This is a genomic window from Nodosilinea sp. FACHB-141 (assembly GCF_014696135.1).
Classification (GTDB): domain Bacteria; phylum Cyanobacteriota; class Cyanobacteriia; order Phormidesmidales; family Phormidesmidaceae; genus Nodosilinea.
Genome location: NZ_JACJPP010000011.1, coordinates 236700 through 262406 on the forward strand (window position 1 = coordinate 236700; position 25707 = coordinate 262406).

The 25707-nt window shown below is 55.3% G+C and carries 15 protein-coding genes and 1 tRNA gene; 10 read left to right on the forward strand and 6 right to left on the reverse strand.

Annotated elements, in window-relative coordinates; translation table 11 throughout:
- The first annotated feature begins 46 nt into the window (after window positions 1-46).
- Window positions 47-3451, forward strand: coding sequence for a PAS domain S-box protein (locus H6F59_RS09690; RefSeq protein WP_190698281.1), 3405 nt, complete (start codon window positions 47-49; stop codon window positions 3449-3451).
- A 19-nt stretch (window positions 3452-3470) separates the two neighbouring features.
- On the opposite strand, the gene H6F59_RS09695 is transcribed toward H6F59_RS09690, so the two are convergent.
- On the reverse strand, window positions 3471-4250 hold the full coding sequence (locus H6F59_RS09695) for a hypothetical protein (protein WP_190698284.1): 780 nt from the start codon (window positions 4248-4250) through the stop codon (window positions 3471-3473).
- Between the two features lie 581 nt (window positions 4251-4831).
- Here H6F59_RS09695 and H6F59_RS09700 point away from each other — a divergent pair.
- Complete coding sequence (locus H6F59_RS09700) at window positions 4832-5662, forward strand: alpha/beta fold hydrolase (RefSeq protein ID WP_190698287.1); 831 nt, start codon at window positions 4832-4834, stop codon at window positions 5660-5662.
- A gap of 383 nt (window positions 5663-6045) precedes the next feature.
- Here H6F59_RS09700 and H6F59_RS09705 read toward each other — a convergent pair whose 3' ends face one another.
- The 4 genes from H6F59_RS09705 to H6F59_RS09720 form a co-directional block, all read right to left on the reverse strand.
- Window positions 6046-7413 carry an SGNH/GDSL hydrolase family protein gene (locus H6F59_RS09705; protein WP_206755198.1) on the reverse strand — a complete coding sequence of 456 codons (1368 nt, stop codon included), beginning with the start codon at window positions 7411-7413 and terminating at the stop codon, window positions 6046-6048.
- A 746-nt stretch (window positions 7414-8159) separates the two neighbouring features.
- Window positions 8160-9473 (reverse strand): peptidoglycan-binding protein, encoded by a 1314-nt coding sequence (locus H6F59_RS09710; protein WP_190698292.1) that lies wholly within the window; start codon window positions 9471-9473, stop codon window positions 8160-8162.
- An 82-nt stretch (window positions 9474-9555) separates the two neighbouring features.
- Window positions 9556-10368 carry a uroporphyrinogen-III C-methyltransferase gene (gene cobA / locus H6F59_RS09715; RefSeq protein ID WP_190698295.1) on the reverse strand — a complete coding sequence of 271 codons (813 nt, stop codon included), beginning with the start codon at window positions 10366-10368 and terminating at the stop codon, window positions 9556-9558.
- Between the two features lie 100 nt (window positions 10369-10468).
- Complete coding sequence (locus tag H6F59_RS09720; protein WP_190698298.1) at window positions 10469-11416, reverse strand: sirohydrochlorin chelatase; 948 nt, start codon at window positions 11414-11416, stop codon at window positions 10469-10471.
- A gap of 320 nt (window positions 11417-11736) precedes the next feature.
- Between H6F59_RS09720 and H6F59_RS09725 the strand changes: the two genes are divergently transcribed.
- From H6F59_RS09725 to H6F59_RS09755, 7 genes are all read left to right on the forward strand, one after another.
- Window positions 11737-11807: transfer RNA gene (locus H6F59_RS09725), tRNA-Gly, on the forward strand.
- A gap of 538 nt (window positions 11808-12345) precedes the next feature.
- Window positions 12346-12540: a heavy-metal-associated domain-containing protein gene (locus H6F59_RS09730; RefSeq protein ID WP_190698302.1), complete on the forward strand. Its 195-nt coding sequence runs from the start codon at window positions 12346-12348 to the stop codon at window positions 12538-12540.
- A 35-nt stretch (window positions 12541-12575) separates the two neighbouring features.
- Complete coding sequence (locus tag H6F59_RS09735; RefSeq protein ID WP_190698304.1) at window positions 12576-14825, forward strand: heavy metal translocating P-type ATPase; 2250 nt, start codon at window positions 12576-12578, stop codon at window positions 14823-14825.
- Window positions 14826-14951: 126 nt separating this feature from the next.
- Window positions 14952-15557: a cupredoxin domain-containing protein gene (locus H6F59_RS09740; protein WP_190698307.1), complete on the forward strand. Its 606-nt coding sequence runs from the start codon at window positions 14952-14954 to the stop codon at window positions 15555-15557.
- Between the two features lie 113 nt (window positions 15558-15670).
- On the forward strand, window positions 15671-16273 hold the full coding sequence (locus tag H6F59_RS09745) for an NfeD family protein (protein WP_190698310.1): 603 nt from the start codon (window positions 15671-15673) through the stop codon (window positions 16271-16273).
- A 194-nt stretch (window positions 16274-16467) separates the two neighbouring features.
- Complete coding sequence (locus tag H6F59_RS09750) at window positions 16468-17793, forward strand: SPFH domain-containing protein (RefSeq protein ID WP_190699770.1); 1326 nt, start codon at window positions 16468-16470, stop codon at window positions 17791-17793.
- Entirely contained in the window at window positions 17790-19073 is a 1284-nt protein-coding gene (locus tag H6F59_RS09755) for a flotillin family protein (protein ID WP_190698313.1), read from the forward strand. Before H6F59_RS09750 ends, H6F59_RS09755 begins: the two co-directional genes overlap by 4 nt.
- 1047 nt (window positions 19074-20120) lie before the next feature.
- On the opposite strand, the gene H6F59_RS09760 is transcribed toward H6F59_RS09755, so the two are convergent.
- On the reverse strand, window positions 20121-20291 hold the full coding sequence (locus tag H6F59_RS09760) for a hypothetical protein (protein ID WP_190698316.1): 171 nt from the start codon (window positions 20289-20291) through the stop codon (window positions 20121-20123).
- Between the two features lie 18 nt (window positions 20292-20309).
- On the opposite strand from H6F59_RS09760, the gene H6F59_RS09765 reads away from it, so the two are divergent.
- Complete coding sequence (locus H6F59_RS09765) at window positions 20310-25538, forward strand: DUF4347 domain-containing protein (RefSeq protein ID WP_190698322.1); 5229 nt, start codon at window positions 20310-20312, stop codon at window positions 25536-25538.
- The last annotated feature ends 169 nt before the right edge of the window (window positions 25539-25707 follow it).

Sequence of the window (25707 nt, forward strand, 5' to 3'; positions counted from 1 at the left end):
ATTTCCTTAGGATCTGGGTTTAGACCGTTTGCCGCTGGAACGCCCAATGAAACTGCTGGTGATAGAACCCGAACCGCTGGTTGCCCAGGCTCTGAAGCTGCTGCTGGACAGCGTAGCGTACTCGGTGGAGGTGGCTTGTCTTGACCCCCGCGTCACCCGCAGCGATATCGCTAGCCTAATCGTCAAGGGACCATATGACTTAGTCATTCTCGATGGGGCTGTGGGGTTGAGTCTGGGGCCAGAGTTGCGCGCCCATCTGCCCAAAAGCCCCCTACTGCTGTTGACGAGTGAGGCCCTAGACACCCCACTCTGGGCCACAGAAACCTTGAGAAAACCCGTTGAAGCGGTAGATCTCGTTGCTCGGGTGAGTGCTCTAATCGGTAAGCCCACTGCCTTAATTAGCCCCGTGGCTGAGCTGAGCCGCTGCAAACGGCTAGAGCTTTCCCTCAAGGCGTCGGAGGCGAAGCTCAGCGGTATTTTAGACAGCGCGATCGCCGCAATCGACAGCTTTCAAGTCTACGCCGACGGCAGCTTCGAGTATGTATATTGGTCTGCCGGGTGCGAACAGCTGTTTGGCTACCCCCGCAGCGTCTATGACGACAAACAGTTTTGGCTGGCCCAGGTGCACCCCGACGATCGCGATCGGGTGATTATGCCCCTCTTTAACGACTTTTTTGCCGGCGGCCAGACTACCGCTGAGTACCGATTTCGCCATCAAGATGGCACGATGCGCTGGTTTCGCAGTGACTTTGCCTCGCGCGAAATTGCTGAGGGCTGCTGGGTGGTGACCTCCGTCAACTACGACATCACCGAGCGCAAGCAGCTAGAGCGCGATCGCGATCGGTTCTTAGCGGTGGGGTTTGATCTGCGCACGATTAGCGATCGCAGCGGCTACTTTCGCTGGGTCAGCCCTACCTTTGAGAAGGCCCTGGGCTGGACCGCCGCCGAAATGACCGCTGTTCCCTGGCGTGACTTTGTCCACCCCGACGATTTGGCAGCCTCTGTCAACGAAACTACCGCGATCTTCGAAGGGCGCAACACCTTGGCCTTTGAGAATCGCTACCGCCACAAAGACGGCTCCTACCGCTGGCTGCTGTGGAAGGCGCGGCTTCATGCCGACGACGATCGGATCTATGGCGGCGCGATCGACATTACCGAGCGCAAACGCTCCGAGGCCGCCCTGCGCGACTCAGAAGAAAAGTATCGCCTGCTGTTCAACTCCATGGACGAGGGGTTTTGCGTCATCGAGATGCTCTTTGACGAGGGCGATCGCCCCATCGACTATCGTTTCCTCGACATCAACCCCACCTTTGCGCAGCAGACGGGCCTGATCGATGCCAAGGGCAAACGCGCCCGCGAAATGTTGCCTAACCTCGAAACCCACTGGTTTGAAAAGCTGGGCCGAGTGGCGCTCACCGGTGAGCCCGTGCGCTTTGAAGATCACGCCGAAGAAATGGAGCGCTGGTTTGACGTCTTTGGCTTTCGCTTCGGCGCACCGGAACTGCGTCAGGTGGCGGTGCTGTTTCGCAATGTCACCGAGCGGCGGCAGGCCGACGCCGCCCTTAAGGAGAGCGAACGCAAGCTGCGGGCCATCTTTGACAGCACTTTTGAGTTTATTGGCCTGCTCAAAACCGACGGCACCGTGCTCGACGTCAACCGCACGGCCCTGAGCGTGATTGCGGTTGAAGCCGAGGCGGTGATTGGCCAGCCCTTCTGGCTCACCCCCTGGTGGGATCACTTCCCTGAGCAGCGGGAGCGTCTGCGGCAGGCGATCGGCCGCGCCGCTCAGGGTGAGACCGTGCGCATGGAAAATCAGCACATCTGGGCCGACGGCTCCGCCGCCTGGGTTGACTTCTCGATTAAGCCGGTCTTAGATGAGCAGGGTCAGGTGATTATGCTGGTGCCCGAGGGGCGCGACATTACCGGGCGCAAAACCGCCGAGCGCAAAATTCGCGAACAGGCAGCCCTGCTCGACATCGCCTCCGACGCTATCACCGTGCGCGACCTCGACCATCACCTGCTCTACTGGAACCGGGGGGCCGAGCGCCTCTACGGCTTTGCCGCCGAGGAGGTGGTGGGCCAGGTGGCCTACGACCTGCTACGCAGCGAAACCGCCCAGCACGGCGAGATGATGCCCGCCCTGCTAGAGCGCGGCGAGTGGCGCGGCGAACTCGACCGGTTTACTAAAACCGATCAAGCGGTGAGCGTCGCCGCCCGCTGGACCCTGGTGCGCGACGAGGTCGGGCAGCCCAAATTTATTCTCACCGTTGAGACCGACATCACCGCCAAAAAGTCTCTGGAGGCGCAGTTTTACCAGGCCCAGCGGGTCGAGAGCCTGGGGCGGCTGGCCAGCGGCATTGCCCACGACCTCAACAACGTGTTTACCCCCATTGTCACCATTGCCCAACTGCTGCGCCTTACCCAGCGTCACCTCAGCGACAAAGCTCAAGATCATCTGCGACTGCTGGAAGAGAGCGCCAAGCGCGGGGCCAGCATGGTGCAGCAAATTTTATCGATTACCCGCAGCAGCAGCGGCACACGCACGGAGGTCAACTTGGGGCCGCTGCTGCAAGATCTGGGGCATATTTTGCAGCAGAGTTTGCCCAAGCACATAGACCTACAACTGCCGGAGTTAGCCACGGCCAATGGCCAGGAACTTTGGGTCAGCGTTGACCCAACCCACCTGCATCAGGTGCTGATGAACCTGTGCGTCAACGCCCGCGACGCTATGCACGAGGGCGGTAGGTTGACCCTGGCGGCGGAGCTGGTAACGGTAGATGCGGCCTTGGCTCAAGCCCACCTCGATGCTCATGCGGGCCAGTATGTGCGGCTGACAGTGGCCGACACGGGCACGGGTATTGATCCGGAGCTGTGCGATCGCATCTTTGACCCTTTCTTTACCACCAAAGCACCGGGCCAGGGCACCGGGCTGGGGCTGGCCACGGTGTTGGGCATTGTTAAGGCGAGCGATGGCTTTGTGCAAGTGGTTAGCGAGGTGGGTCAAGGCACCCAGATGCAGGTCTATCTGCCGGCTCTCACCCAGCCCTCGGTCAGCGATGCCCCCGAGGCCGACGGGCCCGACGCTCCCCAGCAAGGCCGGGGGGAACTGCTGCTGGTGGTAGAGGACGATGCCTCGGTGCAAGATTCGGTGCGATCGCTGCTGCTCAGCTACAACTACCGCATTGTGATGGCCAGCAATGGCTTTGAGGCGCTAGACTGCTTTGTTCAGCAGCCGACCTCCCTGGTGGTGGTCGATATGATGATGCCGGGCATGGATGGCATTACCCTGATTCAGCGGCTTAAAGCTATGCAGCCCAGCGTTAAGATTATTGGCACCAGTGGCTTGCCCACCTATCAGGAGAAGGCGCTAGCTGCTGGAGCCAGCGCCTTTTTGCTCAAGCCCTACGACCTCAGCGACCTACTCGACGCGATCGCCCTGCTGCTGCGTTAGCCCGCTGAGGGAATCGCATTTAACAGCCCCGTGGCGGTACTCGGCTACCCGCATTAATGCGGTTAAGGTTGTTGAGGTTTAGTAAGGCGCTGCCGTAGCGCACTACGCTGGGGCTAACCTGGCGACCTCGACGCACTTGCAAATAGCCGCTGGGGCCAAAACTTTGAAATGTTTCTCCGGTGCTGAGGACTTTAGCCCCCTGCAAATTTTGAACTGCAAAACCCGATATCGTATTGCCACTCACCTGGCCTTGCACACAAATTGCTTCCCCATCAACATAGCCAAAGACCCCTGTAATAGCGCTGCCCCGCTTGCTGAAAGTGAAAGTGACGCCGCCGTTTTCAAGTAGTGCCGCATCGGAGACAACACTGCTGCTAGGGGTACCGTTCCAGTAGCGGTAGGTACCGTCTGGCAAATCTTGCACTCGGCTGAGGGCGGGCCGTGGTTCTGGGTTAGGTTCTGATATAACTTGGGCTTGGGTAATCAGCATCACCGTTTCTGTGTCAGCGCATTCGGGATCGCCTTGACACGAAGCCGCTTGGATGTCGCCCATTTCATAGGTAAATCGTACCTGCTCGCCAACGAGATTTTGCTCACAAATCTCAAAGTCGGCAAATTCTGTAAACGTTTCTCCCTCGTCATTTACCACTTCGACATAACAGGCGCGATCGCCCACATTTAAGCTTTGAACAGTGCCTATAGCAGGCTGCTGAGCCTTGCTGGGCTGTATTGATAGTAGGGGTAAGCCCAGCGCTAATAGTGCGATTGAGAGCAAGAAGTTTGTTTTTTTATGTAGCATAGTTTGGTAGACGTAGAATGGTTATTGACAAGTAGACATCCCCAATTAAACATCACTCTGATTCGCTAAAAGCATTCCTATGCGGTTCTTAATAGAGATAATCAAATAGGACGACCTACCATCAAAAAACTGATTTAACATAGAGTATAGGTAAGATAGTTTGATTGCGAGGTGCTTGACCTAACCAAGGCTGCGACTCTGCTGTAATATAATCGATCAAAATTTGTGCCCAGCTGGTGGAGAATGAATCCATTTGAGCGTGTAGCTTGATAAGCAAACACGCGTGTCTTAGAAAACGTAGGATGCGTTGTCGGCTTTAGAGTTATTGCAATCCTCAGCTTTTCTTCTGACCGCAACGAACCATTTCTTTGTAGGGTGATTTACTAACAAGTGCTATGGAACGGGCAAGCAACAATTATTGCCGTAGGTATAAGAGTGTAGGCTGTCGCTGATGGCGATCGCTAGATAGAGAGGATTACAAGAACCGTTTGCAGTCAGCAGTAGCGCTTATCCCTCTTGAGAGAGCCCCATAAAGTATCAGGGCTTGTTACAGTCACAGAGATAGTAAGAATGGCAAGTGCATGTTTTTCAGCCAAGCTTCTACATCGCAATCCCAGTTGCATGAGCATTCTGTCGATCTGGGGGATTGCAAGATTTTTTATACCCAGGGCGGGCTGAAGTTAGATTCAGCTCCTATTGTGCTTCTGCATGGTTGGGGGATTTCTGCTGTGCCTTATCATGAAGTCCTAACCCTCCTAGCACAGCACCATCCTGTAATTGCTCCTGATTTGCCCAGTTTTGCCCGCTCGCCCTACTCGAACCTCATTCCCGACTACGACGGCTACGCTAAATTTTTACTTTCGTTTCTGGATGCCTTAAATCTTCAACAAGTACACCTCGTAGGGCACTCGTTTGGAGGAGGAATTTCAATTGCTTTATCTGCTCTTGCTCCAGACAGAATAAAAAGTTTGATTCTAGTAGATAGTACCGGCATTCCGACTGTATCTATCCCAGAGATAATACCAAGAAGGGCAATTGAAATGACAGCCCAATTGCTTCTTCCAAGGCTAAGATTAAAATTGGTTGATATTCCCCGAGTCTTCTCCCATAACCTTTTGTTCAACACAGGAAACGCTATTCAAGCGTTACTACTTTCCTTACAGGTAAATCTGAAACATTTACTGCCAAAAATTGAAGCTCCTTGCCTGTTGCTATGGTCAGAAAAAGACCTGACTGAACCAATAAGTGTCGCACGAGAGATGGCTGCAATAATTCCAGATTCCAGACTAGTTACCGTAGAGGAAGGTTGGCACGAATGGGGACTCTGGTATCCCGAGAAATCCACATCTCTCATGCTTGACTTTATTCATCAAGTCGAGTGTACTAACGCAGTTACGACAGGCCTTGCTTGAATTGGGGAGCGATCGGCAAACGTAAGGTGCTTTGTCAGCTTTAGGGCCGCTGTAATCCTCAGCATTTATCAGAGATCTGTGTGATTTACCCCACTCCTATGAAGATGCCGTTGACTTTTTTGTAGACCTTTCAACAAAGAGGAATATTGGGGTTCATTTTTATTGTCCACGCCTGGTTGATTCATTGTGTGAGTCACCGGAAGTGTATGCGGTTAATCGGCTAGTGTCCTTTTCTCTTGAGGAGTTAGCTCCCATCAAAGACTTTCTCTGCATGAGGGACGTAAATGGGTTCAACAGCGAAAATTCAGACATTTTCAACGACGTCCATTCCATATCCTTTTAGCGTTAGGTAGATTTTGCGTGTCTACCCGATGCTTTTGTATTTATAGCCCGTAGGGCTCGGGTTGAAGGGCCACTTGGTTGGCGATCGCCTCATAGAGCCGGTCTGATATGAGCGTGTAGGCCTCATCGGTTAACCCTGCTGGGCTTTGAAACGCCTGCCCCGCAAAGTCTTCATAGAGCGGGTAAAAATTCAACACCTGAGCATTGGCTGACTGGGTCTTGGCCTGGTTAGCAACAGCAGCTAAACCTGCAAATCCAGCGCGCATTTGCTCTAGGTAAACATTGTCTAACTCGCCCAAAATCGCCGATTCTTCAGGAGTCAGAGACTCTGGCTTGCGACTAGAGATCTCTGGCTCAATGGCGATGATGAGGCGCTTTTTATTGGCTGCGGCCCAGCTCACCATCTGCCGCATGTGGCGACCGTAGCGATCGATGCGCTGTTCGAGTTCGGCTTGGTCGGCGGGCAGGCGATCGCTAAGGGTGGCATCCAAAGTGGGTGAGTAGAGATTGAGCGGTTCTGCCAGGCGCGGCTCTGCTTGCTGGCGTTGCATACCGTAGCGTTTGATGCCCTGCACCACATAGAGCTGGTCAAACCAAGCCCGCGTCTGCTTACTCAGCTGAGCGCCAAACGACTGGCTTTCCCCGGTCAAATATTGCTCTAGCCCCGGCACATCGCTGCCCCGGTCGGCGCTAGGCAACATCAGGTCGGCGTAACCCCCCATCACCACTACAAAGTCTGGATTGTAAGCGGCTACTCGTTGGGTCAGCATGGCTAGCGCATTACCCGACGCGTAACCGGGTACGGCTGCATTCACAACTCGATATTGCCCATCGCGAATGCGCGGTGGCAGCGCTAGGGCTTTTTGCACCTGGTCAGCCCGGAAGGGCAGCGCACTGGGTTGAAACTGCCCGGGGTTAGCCCGCTGCTGGGCAACTTGATCGTTGAGCCGGGTTTCTAGCTTGCTGGCAAAGGTGGTTTGGTTGTTGGAGCTAAGCTGCCCAAAAGCTGTCGAACCACCGAGGACAAAAATTCTAATCTCCCCCGCTGCCTTGGCGCTAGGCACGGCTTCTTCGTCTCGAAAGCCGCTGTCGTTGATCTGCCAAAAATTGCTCTGCTGGTTGCCCGCCAGCCGATAGCCCAGTAGGGGGTCGCGCAGAGCGTTCAATTTGCCGTCGCTGGGCAGACCTGCGTAGGGCTGTCCATTCCGACTGACAAACCGCAGATGGTAAGAATCAATGACGTCAGAGGCCGGATTAGCGGTGAAGCGATCGCTGGTGCCCGTGGCGTGGGCCACCAATCGCGTTAGCAACTCAATACCAACAGGAATGCCAATCAGCAGCAGCAGAAACAGCGCCAACCGTAAACGGCGACGCGGCTTCTTCCTTTTGTATTGGTAACTGCTGTACATAAATTCCGCCACTCTCAAGTCCTACACATCAATAGGCAAATTAGCAGATCGATTGTAGGCGATCGCCGCCCCTTTGCCCGAATGGCCCCAAATTTTAGTCAAACCTGGCATAGTCCGTTAGAAGAAGCCAGGCCACGAGTTTAACCCCTTAACGTAGAAGCCAAAAGGCCAGCTTATGTTCCGCAACGCGTTAAATTACTCAGAATTCACATAAATTAGGTGCAGTTAGCCTACCTGAGCGGGCGCTTTAAAGGCGGTGCGCTGTAGCTTTTAGTTATCTGTTGATCCCACTGGCCCTTTTTAGAGAGTAGAATTCAAGAAGATTTCACTTCTGCTGCAAGAAACAGGACTTCCCAACAATTGTCTTCTGATACAAAATCTACCTTGAGAAACCCCGGTTCACAACAGAGATCTCGTAGGGGCATTGCACTGCAATGCCCCTACAAACCGGGTGTAACCCAATAGGATTCGGTATGAGAATGTCTTATTGGAACCTATCGCTCCAGACAGAAGATTGTAAGATTTCCTCGAGTGAGATGAACAGCCCAATTTATAAAATTTTCAACAATCAGTAGATCGGGTAATCAAATATCTCTAGAGCTGTAAAAAACAACTTTCAAGCACCACGATCTCGCGACTTGTAAAAAGCAAAATAATTGATTTCATTTCCCCCAGCTTTAGGGTGCTGGGGGGACATAGATAGGGTGATCTGCAAAGCGTCTAGGCGAACATGGCGGTTTTGCTCATTAGACCCCTAAACTGGCGCGGGTACGGGAGCCGACAACACCATCGGCGGTTAAGCCTCGGCTGGCCTGATACTGGCGTACAGCGCGATCGGTGCCGGGGCCAAACACTCCGTCGGCTACTACCGAAAATCCGGCACGGGCGATCGCCTGCTGCACAGCCCGCACATCGTTGCCTCGGGTATAGGGGTTGGCCAACCGCAGCACTCGTATAAAGGAGGGCGAGGTCGGGGTGGGCGGGGTGGTGGTCTGCTGTTGTAGCCTTGTCCAGGTTTCGGGGCCGACGACGCCATCGGCGGTCAGTCCTCGGCTGGCTTGGAACTGGCGCACGGCGCGATCGGTGCCAGGGCCAAAGATGCCGTCGGCGGTGACGGCAATGCCCTGGCGGCTGAGAGCCTGCTGCAGCGTCAGCACGTCGCTGCCCGAGGTGAGCGGGTTGGTGAGCCGCAGCAGCCGGTTCTGGGCGAGGGACGGGGCGGGAGGCGACTGTTGCAGCCGCGCCCAAGTTTGGGGGCCAACAACACCATCAGCCGGAAGGCCCTGCGATCGCTGAAACTGCTCGACGGCGATCGCCGTCGCCGGACCAAAATATCCGTCCGCAACTAGATTTGCCCCCCAGCGCACCAGCGCCTGCTGCACCTGCTGCACATCCTGACCATTGGTGTAGGGGTTGGTGAGAGATAGCAGTCGCGGCCCCGAGGCTGTCGGTACCCCGCCGCCGCTGCCCGATACTGCGGGTCGATTGGCCAGATAGGCCTGGGCCTCTTGGCTCAGATAGCGATTGCCGCTGGGGGTGCGACCGCCCGCCAGATAACGCTGTCCGGCGGTGCTGAGGGCTACCCCCGGTGTGCCTGCTAGAAACACATTGGCCTCTGACAAGCGGCGGCGCAGCAGCCCTTCCTCCACATTGGTGCCGGGGTTACGGTAAAGAATTAGGGCCGCCTCAAGGTTCTGCCACTCCTGATTGCGCAGCACCCGCGAGATGGTTTCAAAGCCGCTGGACCCGTAAAAGTAGGCACCCAGATTGTAGGCAAAGCTGAGAATCGCCCCCCGCTGGTTGTCATTCATCGTTGACCAGGTGGGAATGCGCTCCTGCGGCGGTAGGTAATTGTTGGCGACTTGCCGCATTAGTAGCTCGTCGGCCTCCTCTCGGGTGATGCGATCGCCCAGCTTGAAGGGTTGACCATCCTTATCGCGGGTCGAACCCCAGCCAATAGTGATGGGCAAATTCCCGGTCTTGGGGTCTGGGTAGGCTTGTAGACTCAAGCCCTCAAAGGTTTTGATCAGGTCTAGACCTGGCGTGGGCACCCCAGCCATAGCAATTACCTCGCGGAAAACGTTAGAACTTACCGCAAGTGTATCTAGACTCTGGGTGTCCTATAGCCTCTCTACGGTAGGGCTAAGGCCAAAGGGTGCCGGTGGGGCGGCAGTGGCTAAAGACCTTGTGCCAGTTCACTACCGAGCCGATCACGGCGATCGCCGGAGCTTCAAACCCCGTCTCTGCCACCTGGGCCACGATAGTGGTCAGCGTGCCAATCAGCGTTTCTTGCTGCGGGTAGGTGCCCCAACGAATCAGCGCTACAGGGGTGTCGGCGCTAAGGTCGGCCGCGAGCAGCTCGGCGGTAATCGTCCCCAGGTTGTGAATGCCCATGTACACCACAATGGTTTCAGACCCCTGGGCCAGGGCGCGCCAGTTTACCCTCGGTCGATACTTGCCGGCCGACTCATGGCCGGTCACAAAGGTCACTGACGAACTTTGGCTGCGGTGGGTAACCGGAATGCCCGCATAGGCTGGTACCGCGACTCCAGCCGTAATGCCCGGCACTACTTCTACCCGAATGCCGGCTTCTACTAAGGCCGCCATTTCTTCGCCGCCGCGCCCAAACACAAAGGGGTCACCCCCTTTGAGGCGCACTACTACAGCGTGGGCTTTGGCCTGATCGATGATCAGCTGATTGATTTCCTCTTGCCCTAAGGAATGGCGACCGCGCCGCTTGCCCGCGTTGATCACTGTGGCCTGGGGGTTAATCATGGCCAAGATAGGAGCGCTTACCAAGGCGTCATGGATGACTACATCAGCGCACTCCAACAGCCCCTTGCCCCGCAGCGTAAACAGACCCGGATCGCCCGGCCCCGCGCCGACCAGGTAAACCATGCCGTAGGGTTGGCCCCCCTGGGGCTGGACTGTAGGCCGAGAAGCTGCCGACACCATAGGCGTGATCAAATCCAAATAAAAAACAAAAAGGCTGGCTGAGGAAATTGGCCATTCTCTAGGGTAGACCGTTGCCGACCCAAGGTAGCGATCGCTGTGCCTAAGACACGAGCGACGACGGGTGAACCGCGTGGCGAAAGGCCACCCGCTGCATCGGTACCAGCGCCTCCTGAGGCTTGGTCGGTATGCGATGGAGGGCAAGGTCAATCACCAGATTGGCCAGCTCGGGCGAAGGCCCCAGCGGCGGCAGCAGATGAAACCCCATTCGAGGAAAGCGCTCGGCCAGCTCTTCGGTGTGGTGGGTAATGGCGTCGGTGGTGCTGCCCGCGAACAAGAAATAGGGCAAAATTGCTACCCGTTGCACCCCACTCTGCATATAGTGAATCACTTGGGTATCTAGGCTGGGGGCAACTGCCCAAAAGGCGGCAGTGCCCCCCAGCCCCTGAGCCAGGGCGTAAATAGGAGCATTGCCCCCGGGTCGGCGGCTGCCGTGGGACAACACAATTAGCGCTTCGGTGGCGGTGGTGCTTAGCTTGTGGCGCAAGAGACCTATAAGACCGGGATGGCTGCCCAAGTGCGGGCAGATCTCTAGGCTTAAGCCCGGCAGCTCGTGACGGGCCAACTCGACCTCCGCTGGAATGTCTTCCATCACGTGGACGCCAGCCAGCAAGAACAAGGGGAGTACCCGCACTCGATGTACTCCTGCGGCCTGGGCCCGCTGGCTAAAGGCGACAATTTGCTGATGCAGCGGCACGGCTCCAACTTCAAGGCAGGCGGTGCCCACCAGCGGACCATTCACCGTCTCGGGCTGAGAGACTCGGCTGCGAAAAATACCGGCTTCTTCCCCAAGAGGGCTAGTCGTGCTGGGGCGCAGCCAGTCTAACGCTGGAGCCCGCCGCAGAAATGATGCCGCCTGACTAGTCGCCGATCGCTCCATTGCCGCCCGTTCACCAAGCTCCATACGGCTATCTGAACAGTCTGGAGGGCTTGGCTGATTCCCCCACAGGCCAGGTTCCTGCGATCGCACGAAGTGAGCCAACCGCTCCATGCCTTGCCCGGGTCGTGGGTCGCGGCTACCGTGAGATACTAATAGATAAGCTGTCGATGCAGATGCAGACACAGGCAAACTCTAACTCTCTAAACAACAGCAGCAGGTCATCCACACACCGCTCAACCCTGGGGCTAGCGCACTACAGAGGGAAATCTTGCCGCCTTACAACAGGTAGTGCTGGCCCCTCATTATAAAGATTTAGTTCAAGGCGTCTGGTATCGTATCCATCAAAAGGTATGAGGGTTAGTTAGCTCGATATTTGGCGGCCCCAAGTAGCTCAGCTCCCAGACCCATTGTGGTAAAGTAAAAACTGGTTTGCGGGTGTAGTTTAGTGGTAAAACCTTAGCCTTCCAAGCTAATGATGGGGGTTCGATTCCCCCCACCCGCTTAAATAGTGTACAGTGACTCACTATTTGTCATCGGTGACGTATCAGTGTCGTTGAGGCCAGATTTAATGTCATTGAGACATAATTGTGTCGTCAAACCGCTGGTGACACATTGTTTGTTTTCTAGGAAGCCTTTAGAAGGCTAAGGCTTTACCTTTCAAATTGCTTAAGGCCTTGTCGGCGCTGCTTTTTAAGCCATAATCTCTAGAATTTGCCGAAGTGGCAAGGTTGCAGGCCTTTCAACCTCCCCTGTTCAGGGTGGTTGATTGGGACGGCAGCTTAAATAAACAATGCCTTCTGAGGCGAGTTTAGGGCAAAGGGTGAGCGTTGAACGATGAATGGAATAGCTAGCGGGAAGGACACCTTGCTGCATCCACAAGGGATAACCATTGACGTTGTGTAGCTGTAGGGTGCGATCGCCCTATTTAGCCTCATGTGACCTGCCGGGCTAGCCGAGCAAAATAAATGTACACTTACCCCTTGACTCTCTAGCTCACTGGAAGCTTCACCATAGAGCCATACGAGTTCAAAGGCTTAGCCATGACGATTCAGCTGACTGTTCCTAACCTGGCTTGTTCTGCCTGTGTCGATACCGTCACCCAGGCAATTCAAGCGATCGATGCCACGGCCCAGGTGAATGCTGACCCCAAAACGAAGCAGGTCAACGTTACTACCGCAGCATCGGAAAGCGAGATTAAGCAGGCGATCGCCACTGCCGGCTACACCGTTGCCTGAGCCCGTAGCCTACTCAAAATTTGAGGATCAAAGCGATGGAAAACCAAACCTTTAAGCTGCGGGGCATGAGTTGTGCCGCCTGCGCTAGCAATGTCGAAGCCGCCATTCGCTCGGTGCCCGGTGTCGATGTCTGTAACGTCAATTTTGGGGCTGAGCAAGCGGCTGTCACCTACAACCCTCGGCAAACGAATCCAGCCGAGATTCAGGCGGCGGTGGATGAGGCGGGCTACAAAGCCCAGCCCCTGGATGATGTTATGGCCCTAGAAGACGATGTCGAGCGGCGAGAGCGAGAAGCTGAAAACCGCAAACTCACTCGCAAAGCTGTGTTTAGCCTAGCGATCGCCGCCATTTTAGTGCTCGGCTCGTTGCCGATGATGACGGGACTGCCGATTCCGTTCATTCCCATGTGGCTACACAACCCCTGGGTTCAGCTGGTGCCGACCACGCCTGTGCTGTTCTGGGCGGGCAATTCCTTCTACATCAACGCCTGGAAAGCTCTCAAGCGCCACTCGGCTAGCATGGATACGCTGGTGGCCGTGGGCACCGGCACCGCGTTTCTCTATTCGCTGTTCCCTACCCTCTACCCCCAGTGGTTCATTGACCAAGGGCTCAACCCTGACGTGTACTTTGAAGCTGCTGCGGTGATTATCGCCCTGATTTTGCTGGGACGACTGTTGGAGAACCGGGCCAAGGGCCAAACCTCCGAAGCCATCCGCAAACTGATGGGCTTGCAGGCCAAAACCGCGCGGGTGATTCGCCGGGGTCAAGAAGTTGATATTCCCATCGCTGAGGTGGTGCCGGGCGACATCATTCTGGTGCGTCCTGGCGAGAAAATTCCGGTGGATGGCGAAATCGTCGAAGGCGCTTCTACCCTGGATGAGGCGATGGTGACGGGGGAAAGCGTGCCCGTGCAGAAGACGGTCGGTGACGAGGTGATTGGGGCAACGCTAAATAAAACCGGCAGCTTCAAGTTTCGCGCTACCCGCGTGGGCAAAGACACGTTTTTGGCGCAGATCGTCAAGCTGGTGCAGCAGGCCCAGGGGTCAAAGGCCCCGATTCAGAAGATGGCCGATCGCGTGACAGCCTGGTTTGTGCCGATGGTGATGGCGATCGCGATTCTTACCTTTATTGTTTGGTACAACGTCATGGGCAACGTCACCATGGCGCTGGTTACCACCGTGGGCGTGCTGATTATTGCCTGTCCCTGTGCTTTGGGCCTGGCGACGCCGACCTCGATTATGGTGGGCACGGGCAAAGGCGCTGAGAACGGCATCCTCATTAAAGGAGCTGACAGTCTGGAGCTAGCCCACAAAATTCAAACCATCGTGCTCGATAAGACGGGCACCATTACCCAAGGCAAGCCGACTGTCACGGATTACTTGACTATCAACGGCACAGCGACTGAACTGCACTTACTGAAGCTGGCGGGCTCTCTAGAACGCAACTCCGAGCATCCCTTAGCCGAAGCTGTGGTCAACTATGCCCAATCTCAAGGGGTGACCCTAGAGGAGGCTCAAAGCTTTGAGGCCGTTGCCGGAAGCGGTGTTCAGGGCACTGTGGCGGGTCAACGCGTCCAGATTGGCACCCACCGCTGGATGCAAGAACTTGGCATCGCCACCGATCGCCTACAGCAGCAGTGGGAGCGCACCGAATATTTGGGTCGTACCGTGGTGTGGCTGGCCGTTGATGGTCGGGTAGAAGCCATTCTGGGCATCGCCGATGCGGTTAAACCCTCCTCTGCTGCCGCTATTCGCACCCTGCAACGCATGGGGCTGGAGGTGGTGATGCTAACCGGCGACAACCGCCGCACCGCCGAGGTGATTGCCCGCGAAGTCGGTGTTACCCGCGTCTTTGCCGAGGTGCGCCCCGGCCAAAAAGCCGCCCAAGTCGAAAGTCTGCAATGGGAAGGCAAGATCGTGGCCATGGTGGGCGACGGCATCAACGACGCCCCTGCCCTCGCTCAAGCGGATGTCGGTATGGCGATCGGCACGGGCACAGATGTGGCGATCGCCGCCAGCGACATCACCCTGATCTCCGGCGACCTGCACGGCATCGTCACCGCCATTCAGCTCTCCCGCGCCACTATGGCCAATATTCGCCAAAACCTGTTCTTCGCCTTCATCTACAACGTCGCAGGCATCCCGATCGCGGCGGGCATCCTCTACCCCATCTTTGGCTGGCTGCTCAGCCCGATTATTGCCGGAGCCGCGATGGCCTTCAGCTCCGTGTCAGTGGTGACGAATGCGCTGCGGTTGCGGAACTTTCGGCCCAGGTTGCGAGGGTGATAGGGGTACGGGGTGATGGAGTGATTAGGTGATTTAAGTGTTGAACCCTCAATTACTCCCCAACTCCCCTACCCCATTACTCCCCCACTCCCTACTCCCTCACCCCCCATTCCCAGATTCTTTCCCATGAAACTCAAACACCTTACCCTCAGCGGTTTCGCCAGTTTGATCCTCACCACCACCCTTGCCAGCAGTACCCTAGCCCAAATGGATCATACGGGCATGGCTGAGTCCACTGGGCAGTTTCAGCGCATCGAACAACCCCTATGGTCTAGAGTTGCCGTTACCAGTGCTGGGCTAGGGCTGATCGGCCTCGAACTCTGGTGGTTCTTATTCAGCAAACCTAAGTCTCGCCAAGCTACGGCTACGGACGGTGTGCAGGAAGTCACCGTTACCGTCGATGGGGGCTACGATCCCAGCCACATCGTAGTGCAGGCGGGGCAGCCAGTGCGGCTGAATTTTTACCGCAAAGATCCCAGCAGTTGCTTAGAAGAAGTGCGCTTCCCTGATTTTCGCATTGCCCAGGTGCTGCCGGTAAATCAGACTACGGCAATCGAGTTCACCCCAACCCAGCCCGGTCGCTACGAGTTTGCCTGCGGCATGAACATGTTTCGCGGCACCGTCGAAGTGGTGGCCAATGGTGGTCAAGCCGCCCTGCCTGAACCTCTAACCGCCGTGAAGTTTGCCCATTCCCCATCCCATGCTGTAGATGCTGCCGCCGATGTAGTCTGACTCGCATCTGCTTCCACGTTCCAATTAGTGAAGAACACGGGCGTAGACTGGGTCGGCGCGAGTACCCTGGCAACGGGGATTAACCTGGCCAACCCCGTGAGGTGCCGCCAACTATGCTGATCTACGGTCTGTGTTTTGTCGTCGGGGGCATTTTTGTCTTGCTGGCTGCCGTCGGCGGGTTGGATGGCATAGACATCGACACCAATTTTGACTTCGATGTTGAAGCATCTGCCAGTGTTGACGACATTGACGCGGGCACCCAGATTGACCAAACGCTGACGGCTCTGCGCGATCGCTGGTGGCTGCCCTTTCTCAGCCTGCGGTTTTGGACCTTTGCCCTCTGCTTTTTTGGTCTGACAGGGCTATTGATCAACCTGGTACAGCCCAACTTGGTGGGGTGGCTAGGTGCGCTAATTGCACTGCTGATGGGTCTGTTTTGTGGCCTGGTGGCGGCGCTGGTGCTGCGATCGCTCGGTCGGCAGTCGGTCAGTAGCCTGATTCGTCCCGAAACCCTGACAGGCCAGATCGCCATAGTGGAAATTCCCTTTGATACCAACAGCCGAGGCAAAGTCAGCCTCAGCATTGCCGGCTCGACCGTCAGCTTTTTTGCCATTACCCAGGAAGAACGCGAGTTTCACGTCGGCGAAACGGTGCTGGTGGTGGGGATGGAGCATAACAAGCTATGGGTGGCAGCGGCGGAGGGGTTGAGGGAGTAGGGAGTGATGGGGTAGGGGAGTGATGGCGTGGGGGAGTTGGAGCAAGACACTCCATTAACCCATCACCCCGTAACTCCATCACTCGATCACCCACATTTTCAATACGGCTTGGTGCTAGCGGTGACGACTCAAGGAAGAGGTTATGTATGGCGGATGGAATGACTAAGGCTGATACGGTGGCGATCGCGGAGGTGATGCCAGCGGTGCCGGTGATTGGGCAGAGCGGGGGGCGGGCCTTAGGAGGTGGGGCGATCGCCGTCCTGATCTTTGTGGTGCTGCTCACCATCTGGGGCGTCAATGCCTTGGTGCAGATCTGCGACCCTAACAAAATCTTGATTATCTCCGGGCGCAAGTACCGCCGCGCCGATGGTCAGACCTTGGGTTACCGGGTGATCTACGGCGGGCGCACCTTTCGCATTCCCATTCTCGAAACGGTCAAAACCATGGATTTGACCACCATGCCAGTGCCGATTGAGGTCACCAATGCCTACTCGAAGGGGGGCACGCCGCTGGATATTCAGGCGATCGCCAACGTCAAGATTGCCCGCGATGAGGTGCTGGTCGGTAATGCGATCGAGCGCTTTTTGGGCCGAGGTCGCGAAGAAATTTCTCGGGTGGCGCGCGAAACCCTGGAGGGCAACCTGCGCGGTGTGGTAGCCACCCTCACCCCCGAACAGCTGAACGAAGACCGGCTCCAGTTCGCCGAGCGCATTGCCAGCGATGTGCGCAACGACCTAGTCAAACTGGGGTTGCAGCTCGACACCCTCAAGATTCAGAGCGTCGCCGACCAGGTTGACTACCTCAACTCCATTGGGCGGCGGCAGATCGCCAACGTGGTGCGCGATGCCGAAATTGCTGAATCTAACGCCGTTGCCGAAGCCGAGCAAATTGAGGCCGACAGCAGCCGCGAGGCCGAAGTGGCCAAAACCCAGGCTCGCACCGTAATTCAAGAAAAAGAAAACGAGCTGCGCCGCATCACTGCCGAGGTCGAAAAGCAGGCCCGCATTGAAGAAGAGCGCACCCTGACCGCCGCCGAAGAGGCCCGCGCCCGCGCCCAGCGAGAACTCCAAGCGATTCGCGCCCACCTGGAACAGGCCCGCCTCGAGGTGGAAAAGGTGCTGCCCGCCAAGGCCCAGCAGCGCGCCCAAGAGTTTCAGGCCCGAGGGGCCGCCGCCACCCTTGAAGAAAACGCTAAGGCTTCGGCCCAGGCCAGCCAAATGCTGGTTCAGGTCTGGCAAGAAACCGGGGTGGATGCCTCCCAAATCTTTTTGGTGCAGCAGCTCGAAATGGTGCTCAAAGAGGCAGGGCGAATTCCCGGTCGGCTGCACCTGGGACAGGTGAACGTGATCGACAACGGCGACGGCAAGGCGATCGCATCGCTCCTCAACGCCTATCCCGAAATGGTGAAGCAGTTTTTGCGCCAGTCCGAAGATATCCTCGGCATTCCTCTCGCCGCCATCTCCCCCCTCACCCCTCCACCCCCCACTCCCCCATCCCTACCCTCGGAGCAAACTCCATGAGCCTCATCTTCACCCTCCTGGTGGTCATGTTTGGGGCCACCGGCAGCCTGCTGCTGATCATCAAAAACCTCTACTACATCTGCCAGCCCAGCGAAGTGCTGATCTTTGCAGGCGATCGCCGCACCGTCGGCGATGGGCACAGCGTCGGCTATCGCCTAGTCAAGGGTGGCAGCAGCATTCGCAAACCCCTGCTCGAAAAGACGTTCCGTATGGAACTCACCAACATGATCATCGAGCTGAAGGTAGCCAGCGCCTACTCCAAGGGCGGCATCCCCCTCAACGTGGATGGCGTGGCTAACATCAAAATTGCGGGTGAAGAACCGGCGATTCACAATGCGATCGAGCGCCTGCTGGGCAAGAGCCGCGAAGAGATCGAAAAAATTGCCCGCGAAACCTTAGAGGGCAATCTGCGAGGCGTGCTGGCCACCCTTACCCCTGAACAGGTGAACGAAGACAAAATGGCCTTTGTCCGCAACCTGCTCGACGAAGCCGACGACGACTTAGCCCAGCTCGGCCTCATCCTCGACAACCTGCAAATTCAAAATATCTCCGACGACGTTGGCTACCTCAACTCGATCGGTCGCAAACAGCGGGCCGATCTGCTGCGCGACGCCCGCATTGCTGAAGCCGAGGCCAAGACCCAATCGGCCCTGCAAGCCGCCGAGAACCTCAAACGCACCTCCCTGCGCCAGATTGAGGCCAAAATAGAGATCACCCGCGCCGATGCCGATCGCCGCCTGCAAAACGCCCTCAGCCAGCGCCAGGCCGCCATCTCCGAAGCCGAGTCTGAGATCGCTGCCGAAGTCGCCCGCACCGAAGCCGAACTCGCCGTCCAGCGCGAACGCCGCAACCAGGTCGAGCAGCAGCTCCAGGCCGATGTGATTGCCCCCGCCGCTGCCTCTTGCCAGCAGGCCCAGGCCCGCGCCAAAGGCGACGCCGCCAGCATTGTCGAAGATGGTCGCGCCCGCGCCGAAGGCATTCGCGAACTGGCTACCACTTGGAAGGCCGCAGGCGACCACGCCCGAGAAATCTTTCTCTTTCAAAAACTGGAGTCACTGCTGGCGAATTTGGTCGACACCGTGCCCGACGTGCAGGTCGAAAGCATCACCGTGATCGATCCGGGGCGGGGCGGCAATGCCACCAAGCTGGCCTCGTTCATGGAGCAGATGAAGCAGACCACGGGGCTAGATTTAGCCCAGACGTTGCAGAATTTAGGTGGCGGCAGCGTTTCGCAGGGGGCACTAGCCACCAAACTAGATGCTGATACAAATCAGGACTAAGGCGTTTGTTACTGGTTAGTCCTATGGATCACTACTTAACCCACTACGCCGAGCAAGAATTAAAGCGCTAAGACGTTTGGGCATGAAACAGGAGAATCTTTGTAGCCCGCGGCTGAGTTTACTAAGCCGCAATACTAGGCCTTGGCTCAAACTGGCAGGATGAAGGGCTGCTGGTAGGCGGCAATTGCGGCGAGCTGCCTCCATCCGCTTGGCCTAGTAGAGCCAGGTGGGTTAAGCACTGTTGAAATGCGGCCTGCGTTAGCGGCGGCAGACTCAAGGACAAAGTGGTGGTGCAAAAGCACAAGGTGATCGCGGCTCCTGTTGTCCCAAAAATAGGGGTTTTCTCTTAACGCGGGCTGCCAGTAATCCTAGTCTGGGGAGAAATAACCGTATTTTCAACTAGTAGCTTAAGGGAGTAAATTAGGTTGGCGGGCAGACCATCGCGATCGCCTGCTCAAATTATTTTGTACCCAATCAACACTACCTCTATCGAGAGAATTTGTTCTCGCCTCAGGGAAATTGCTGAACTTTGCGCTAGAGAACGGCACCAGTAAGAGCAAGTAAGGAACTAAATTGGATAGCTAAACTTTACGACTTTCCTTTTAGAGACAGAGATAACAAAAGGAGCGTAAAGAGTGGGTTGCTAGCAGGGCTTGAGTTACGGTTTGTAATGCCAGAAGGTGTTTGGGGTTTTTTGAAGAGAACTGGGCATATTCACTAGAGGGATATGTTTTCGATGGCGAATAACTTTCAACAGCCATTCCCTCTCTTGCTACCTAGTTCACTTTTGGAACGGATCCATCTATGCTTTAAGTCCCTCCTGTCTTCGTTTAACTTCTCAATTTGAATCTGTTGGCACACTCTACGCTATGGATTCCCTAAGTTATAAATTTTTTAATTTGATTGCTCAAGCAACAATAACTTCACCAATAATTAAGTTGCTTTGTAGTAATCTGAAAAATCTAGGCTTACACCAGATTGGCTCAATTCACCTCAATTTATTAGTAGCCTTGGCGTATCGCAAACGAAGCAAGCCTGCTAACTAATTCAGATGTAGCCGTTTAATACTTTTTGAGGGAAACCAAACTTCCTCTTAAAGTCTTGTTCGTTCGCCATTGTCTTTGAGATTGTAGTGTTGCTTTTTGGCATCGTTGGCTGCTGGTTTTTCAGTGCCTTGATCGCTTTTGAAACACCAGCGAAACTCAAAGTCTCGCTCATTCCACTAGGAGTACACTAATGTTTCAGCATGCCCAGTCCGTTGTTTTTATTGATGCCAGTGTTAGCGACGTTCCGCACCTCGTAAGTGGGGTGTTGCCTGGGGTTGCTGTCAAGGTGTTAGCTGCCGATGTGGATGGTGTTGCTCAGATTACCAACTACCTTGAGGCTTACCCTGCCAGCACTGTGCATATTGTCTCCCACGGTGCTCCTGGTGTTTTGTATTTGGGTAACACTCAGCTCAATCTGACTAATCTAGAGAACTACGCTCAAGCGCTACGGTCGTGGTTCTCTCCTCAAGCTTCAAACCCTACCCTGCTGCTCTATGGCTGCAATGTGGCTGCCGGAGATGCGGGCGAAGAGTTGATTGAGAAGTTGCACCAACTCACTGGTGCCGATATTGCTGCTTCTCGTCAAGTGATTGGTCAAGGGTACTGGTCGCTAGAGGTTAGCCCGACTCAGACTACTGCCCTCGCCCCCTTTAGCACTCCCGTACTCGCCTCTTGGGCCGGCAAATTGGCTCCTATCATTAATAATCTCAGCAATTCATCTTATAGCGAGCAAGGTCCTGCCTATATCTTAGATAACGACATTACCTTCTCCGGAGGCACAAATTACAAAAATGGTTACATCGAGTTCAGCCTTGGGACAGCCACCTCGTTTGACTTTTTAACTTTAGCAACGGACGGCAGTCCAGCCATCGGCAACGGTCAGATCTCGATTGTTGGCAATGCCGTCTACGTAGGGAATGGCAGTGCCGCCTCGGTCATCGGCAATGTTGACTCTACATTTGATGGCCAAAACGGCCAAAAACTGCGTATTAACTTCTCCGCAGGCTTTGAGAATGGCAATTTCAATTTGGGAACAAGTGGAAGCACAACGATCACAGGTTGGACTGGTGTCAACCAGCAGGTAAGGTTCGGCATCGACACGATTGCCGGGTTGCCCACTCCCGTGGATACCACCTTTCCAGGTAATAACGTTGATCGAGGGCAAAATATACCCCAGAACCCAGGAACATTTAGCACAGTACTCAGTAGTACCCAGAATGATGGGGGTGGCAATTCTGTTCAGTTAAGAAGTACTGGCATCACGACTAAGACTGGCTATGATATCGTGCGTGGCCCGTCTATTTACAGCAACGGCACGGTGCAACTGTCAGTCGGCGACCAGGTCTCTTTTGAATGGCAGGCGCAGGGTGGCGGTGATGCCTATGATGTTTACGGTTATCTTGTCGACGTCAACACTAACAACATAGTCACGATCCTTAACCAGACGGGGAATAGTGACACTGCCTCGACGACGTGGGCAAAACAAACCGTCAACATTACTCAATCAGGGGAATATCGGTTCGTTTTCGTTGCAGGTACGTTCGACTTTACAGGTGGTCGAGCGGCAGGGGCACAGCTCTTTATTGACGATGTGGTCGTGACCCAGGCCGTACCACCAGTTAACCCCAATGACAGCATATTGTCTGCGATCGCTCAAAGGGTTCAGTACAACAACACGTCTGATGCCCCTGAAACATCGAAAACGCTGACCGTCTCAGCCAAGAATAATCTTGGTGAGACTGCTAGTGGCACGGCCACAATCACGATTACCCCCGTCAACGACTTGCCCACTGGCACCGTCACCATCAATGGCACCCTCGCTCAAGGCCAAACCCTAACAGCAAACACTTCTACCCTGGCCGATGCCGATGGCCTAGGTACTCTGAACTACCAGTGGCAGCAGTCCACCGATGGCATCACTTGGGCAACGATTGCTGGGGCTACGGCCAATACTTTTACTCTCACCCAAGCGCAGGTCAACCAATTCGTGCGCTCGCAGGTCAGCTATACCGACGGCGACGGCAGCCTCGAAACCGTTAATAGCAATGCTACGGCAGCCAAAGTCAACGGCGCACCTACAGGCGGCGTCACTGTTGCCGGTACAGTAGAGCAGGGTTCGCTGCTCACCGCCACATCCACTCTGGGAGACCCCAATGGCCTAGGTACCTTAAACTACCAGTGGCAGCAGTCTACCGATGGCATGACCTGGACGACTATCTCTGGGGCCACGGCGAGCACGTTTACGCTGACCCAAGCCCAAGTTGGCCAGTTTGTAAGATCCCAGGTTAGCTACACCGATGGCGGTGGCAACCTCGAAACCGTTAATAGCAATGCCACAGCAACCAAAGTTGCTAACGTTAACGACGCACCCATGGGTGGCATTGCTGCTAGCGGCACTGCTACACAAAATGCTGTTCTCACCGTCGATACCTCTGCCCTGTCCGATGCCGATGGTCTGGGCGCTCTAAACTACCAGTGGCAACAATCTACCGATGGCACCACCTGGACTGCCATCACTGGGGCAACAGCGAGTACGTTTACGCTGACCCAAGCCCAGGTTGGTCAGTTTGTGCGATCGCAGGTGAGCTACACCGACGGTGGCGGCACCCTCGAAACGGTTTTTAGCAATGCAACAGCCACCACAATCGCCAACGTCAACGATGCTCCTGGTGGTTTGAGCCTTGCAAAGGTCTATCGAACTTCTATCGATGGTTATATCGATAATTTCGAGGTTTACAACCCAACAACCAACGTTTGGAAGACCCTAAACCCCATCGCCACGTCTACTCAGCTAGCAGTCTCGAGCAATAACGAGCTGTACATGCTGAACGATAATACCAATATTATTCAGCGCTATAACCCTGACACTGATACTTGGGTCGATGTACAGGCCGGGCCAAATGTCAATTGGGACTATGGCAACTTAGAGGTTACTAACAATAATGAGTTTATCCTTACAGCCCAGGGACAAACTACTCTCTACTACACTCAAGGTGGTACTTGGAATTCTTTGGCGTTGCCTGGAGGAGCGTCTACAGCGGCAGACTATGACCCAGTAACAGGTAAGTTTGTAGTTGGCCAATTTTCTCAGTATGGTGCTTGGGAAGTAAACCTAGCTACTGGTACCATCACGACGTTTAGTGTTGGTGGTCAGATTGACAGCGGTGAAACCCGACGATTCGGCGAAATTTACGACGGGCGCTACTATTCGCAGGGTTATAACTACCCAATTTACGCCTACGACTTGGCCAACAACACGCTGGCGCTTCAGCAGGTTAGCCCTGCTTACAACTCTGTAGGCAACTGGCTATCAGCGGCAGTAGATGCAGGCGAGGGGCTATTTTATCTAAATGGATTTAATAGTACCAACTTCTCTAGTTGGGACCCTGTGACCAATACCTTTGTCGCCCTGGCCCCAGCGTTAACGGCAAGCGGCCACAATACTCTAGCTGCTACGTCGGTTGGTGCTCCTGTTACCCTCAGTGGTGCTCCCCAACAAAACAGCGTACTCACCGCAAACACATCCAATTTAGTAGACCTAGATGGGTTGGGTGTGCTCAACTACCAGTGGCAGCAGTCTAGCGATGGCATCACCTGGACGGCGATCGCTGGAGCTACGGCAAGTACGTTCACTCTCACCCAAGAGCGCGTAGGTCAGTTTGTGCGGGCACGGGTGAGCTACGTTGATGGCTTTGGCGCTGCTGAGGAGGTCTTTAGCGCTCCTACAGCTAGCAAAATCGCCAACGTTAACGACCTACCTACAGGTGGCGTGACCCTCACCGGTAATGCAGAGCAAGGCTCACTGCTCACTGCCACTCCCACCCCCGATTTTGGCGATCTCGATGGCTTGGGTACCTTGAACTACCAGTGGCAGCAGTCTAGCGATGGCACCACCTGGACGACCATTGCTGGGGCTACAGCCAGTACCTTTACCCTCACCCAAGCACAGGTCGGTCAGTTTGTGCGGTCGCAGGTCAGCTTCACCGACGGCGGCGGCAGCCTCGAAACCGTTAACAGCAATGCTACAGCAGCCAAAGTAGCCAACGTTAACGACGCACCCACGGGCGGTGTCACCCTTAACGGCACCGGTACCCAAGGTCAAACTCTGACGGCAAATACCTCAAACCTGTCTGATGCCGATGGCCTCGGTACCCTGAACTACCAGTGGCAGCAGTCTACCGATGGCAACACCTGGACGACCATTGCTGGGGCTACGGCTAATACCTTTACCCTCACCCAAGCACAGGTCAACCAGTTCGTGCGATCGCAGGTAAGCTACACCGACGGCGGTGGCAGCCTCGAAACCGTTAACAGCAATGCTACGGCAGCTAAAGTAGCCAATGTTAACGACGCACCTACGGGCAGCGTCACCGTCAACGGCACCGTCGCCCAGGGTCAAATTCTGACTGCAAATACCTCTACCCTGGCCGATGCTGATGGCTTAGGTACTCTGAGCTACCAGTGGAAACAATCTAGCGATGGCATTACCTGGAGCAACATTGCCGGCGCGACTGGCAACACCTTTAGCCCCCGCAACGCTCAGGTAAGCCAGTTCTTGCAGGTAGCGGTGAGCTATGTGGATGGACAGGGCACTTCAGAGTCGCTGACGAGTGCGCCCACCAGCGGAAGCGTCGCGAAGTTCAACGCCACCTCTGACTTTAACAATGACGGTTCTGTTGACATCTTCTGGCGGCATCAAAGCGCTGGTCAGACAGTATTCTGGCTAATGGATAATATCAACTTTGCCGGGGGTGATTTTCTCTCACCGACTATAGAAGTAAAAGACGTGAACTGGGACATCAAAGCTTTGGGTGATCTCAATGGCGACGGCAAAGCTGACCTAGTCTGGCAAAACAAAGCCACTAATCAGGCTGCTGTTTGGCTCATGGATGGGGTTAATCTTACGTCCGGTGCTCTTCTTCCTAATGATGCTGCCTCTGGCTGGAAGGTAGTTGAATCTGGCAACTTCAACAAAGACACCAATGTCGACAAAAAAGACGACCTTCTCTGGCGTAACGCCAACACCGGTGAGCTTGCTGTTTGGTTCATGAATGGCACTAACTTTGTCTCTGGAGAGTTTATTACCGTTAATGCAGGTCTCGATTGGGAGGTGGGGGCCGTAGGCGACTTTACCAAGGATGGCAAGACAGACATCTTCTGGGAAAACCGCATTACCGGTGCCAACGTATTCTGGGAAATGGATGGTGCTACCTTCGTTAAAAGTCACCAAACCACTGCCGCTGCCGCTGAATGGAAGGCGAAGGGAGCCGCTGACTTTAACCAGGATGGCAACCTAGACCTACTGTGGCACAACCCAGGAACTGGGGAAAATGCGCTGTGGTTGATGAATGGCACAAATCTAGTAGAGGGCGTTACTACACTACCCACTACGGACGTTAGCTGGAACCCTGTCGTGTAGCGGCAAGTGGTAGGTTGCTAAGCCGGAGTGGCCGACTACTCTGGCAATCGTCTTCAGACCCAAGCAATTCTGAACTCATAGCCTTAACCAAGGTTATGGGTTTTTCGCTTTTCTAAGGCATTGAAACCACCGTGCCGACCATAGTACCGAGTTGCTCTATAATTCTGGC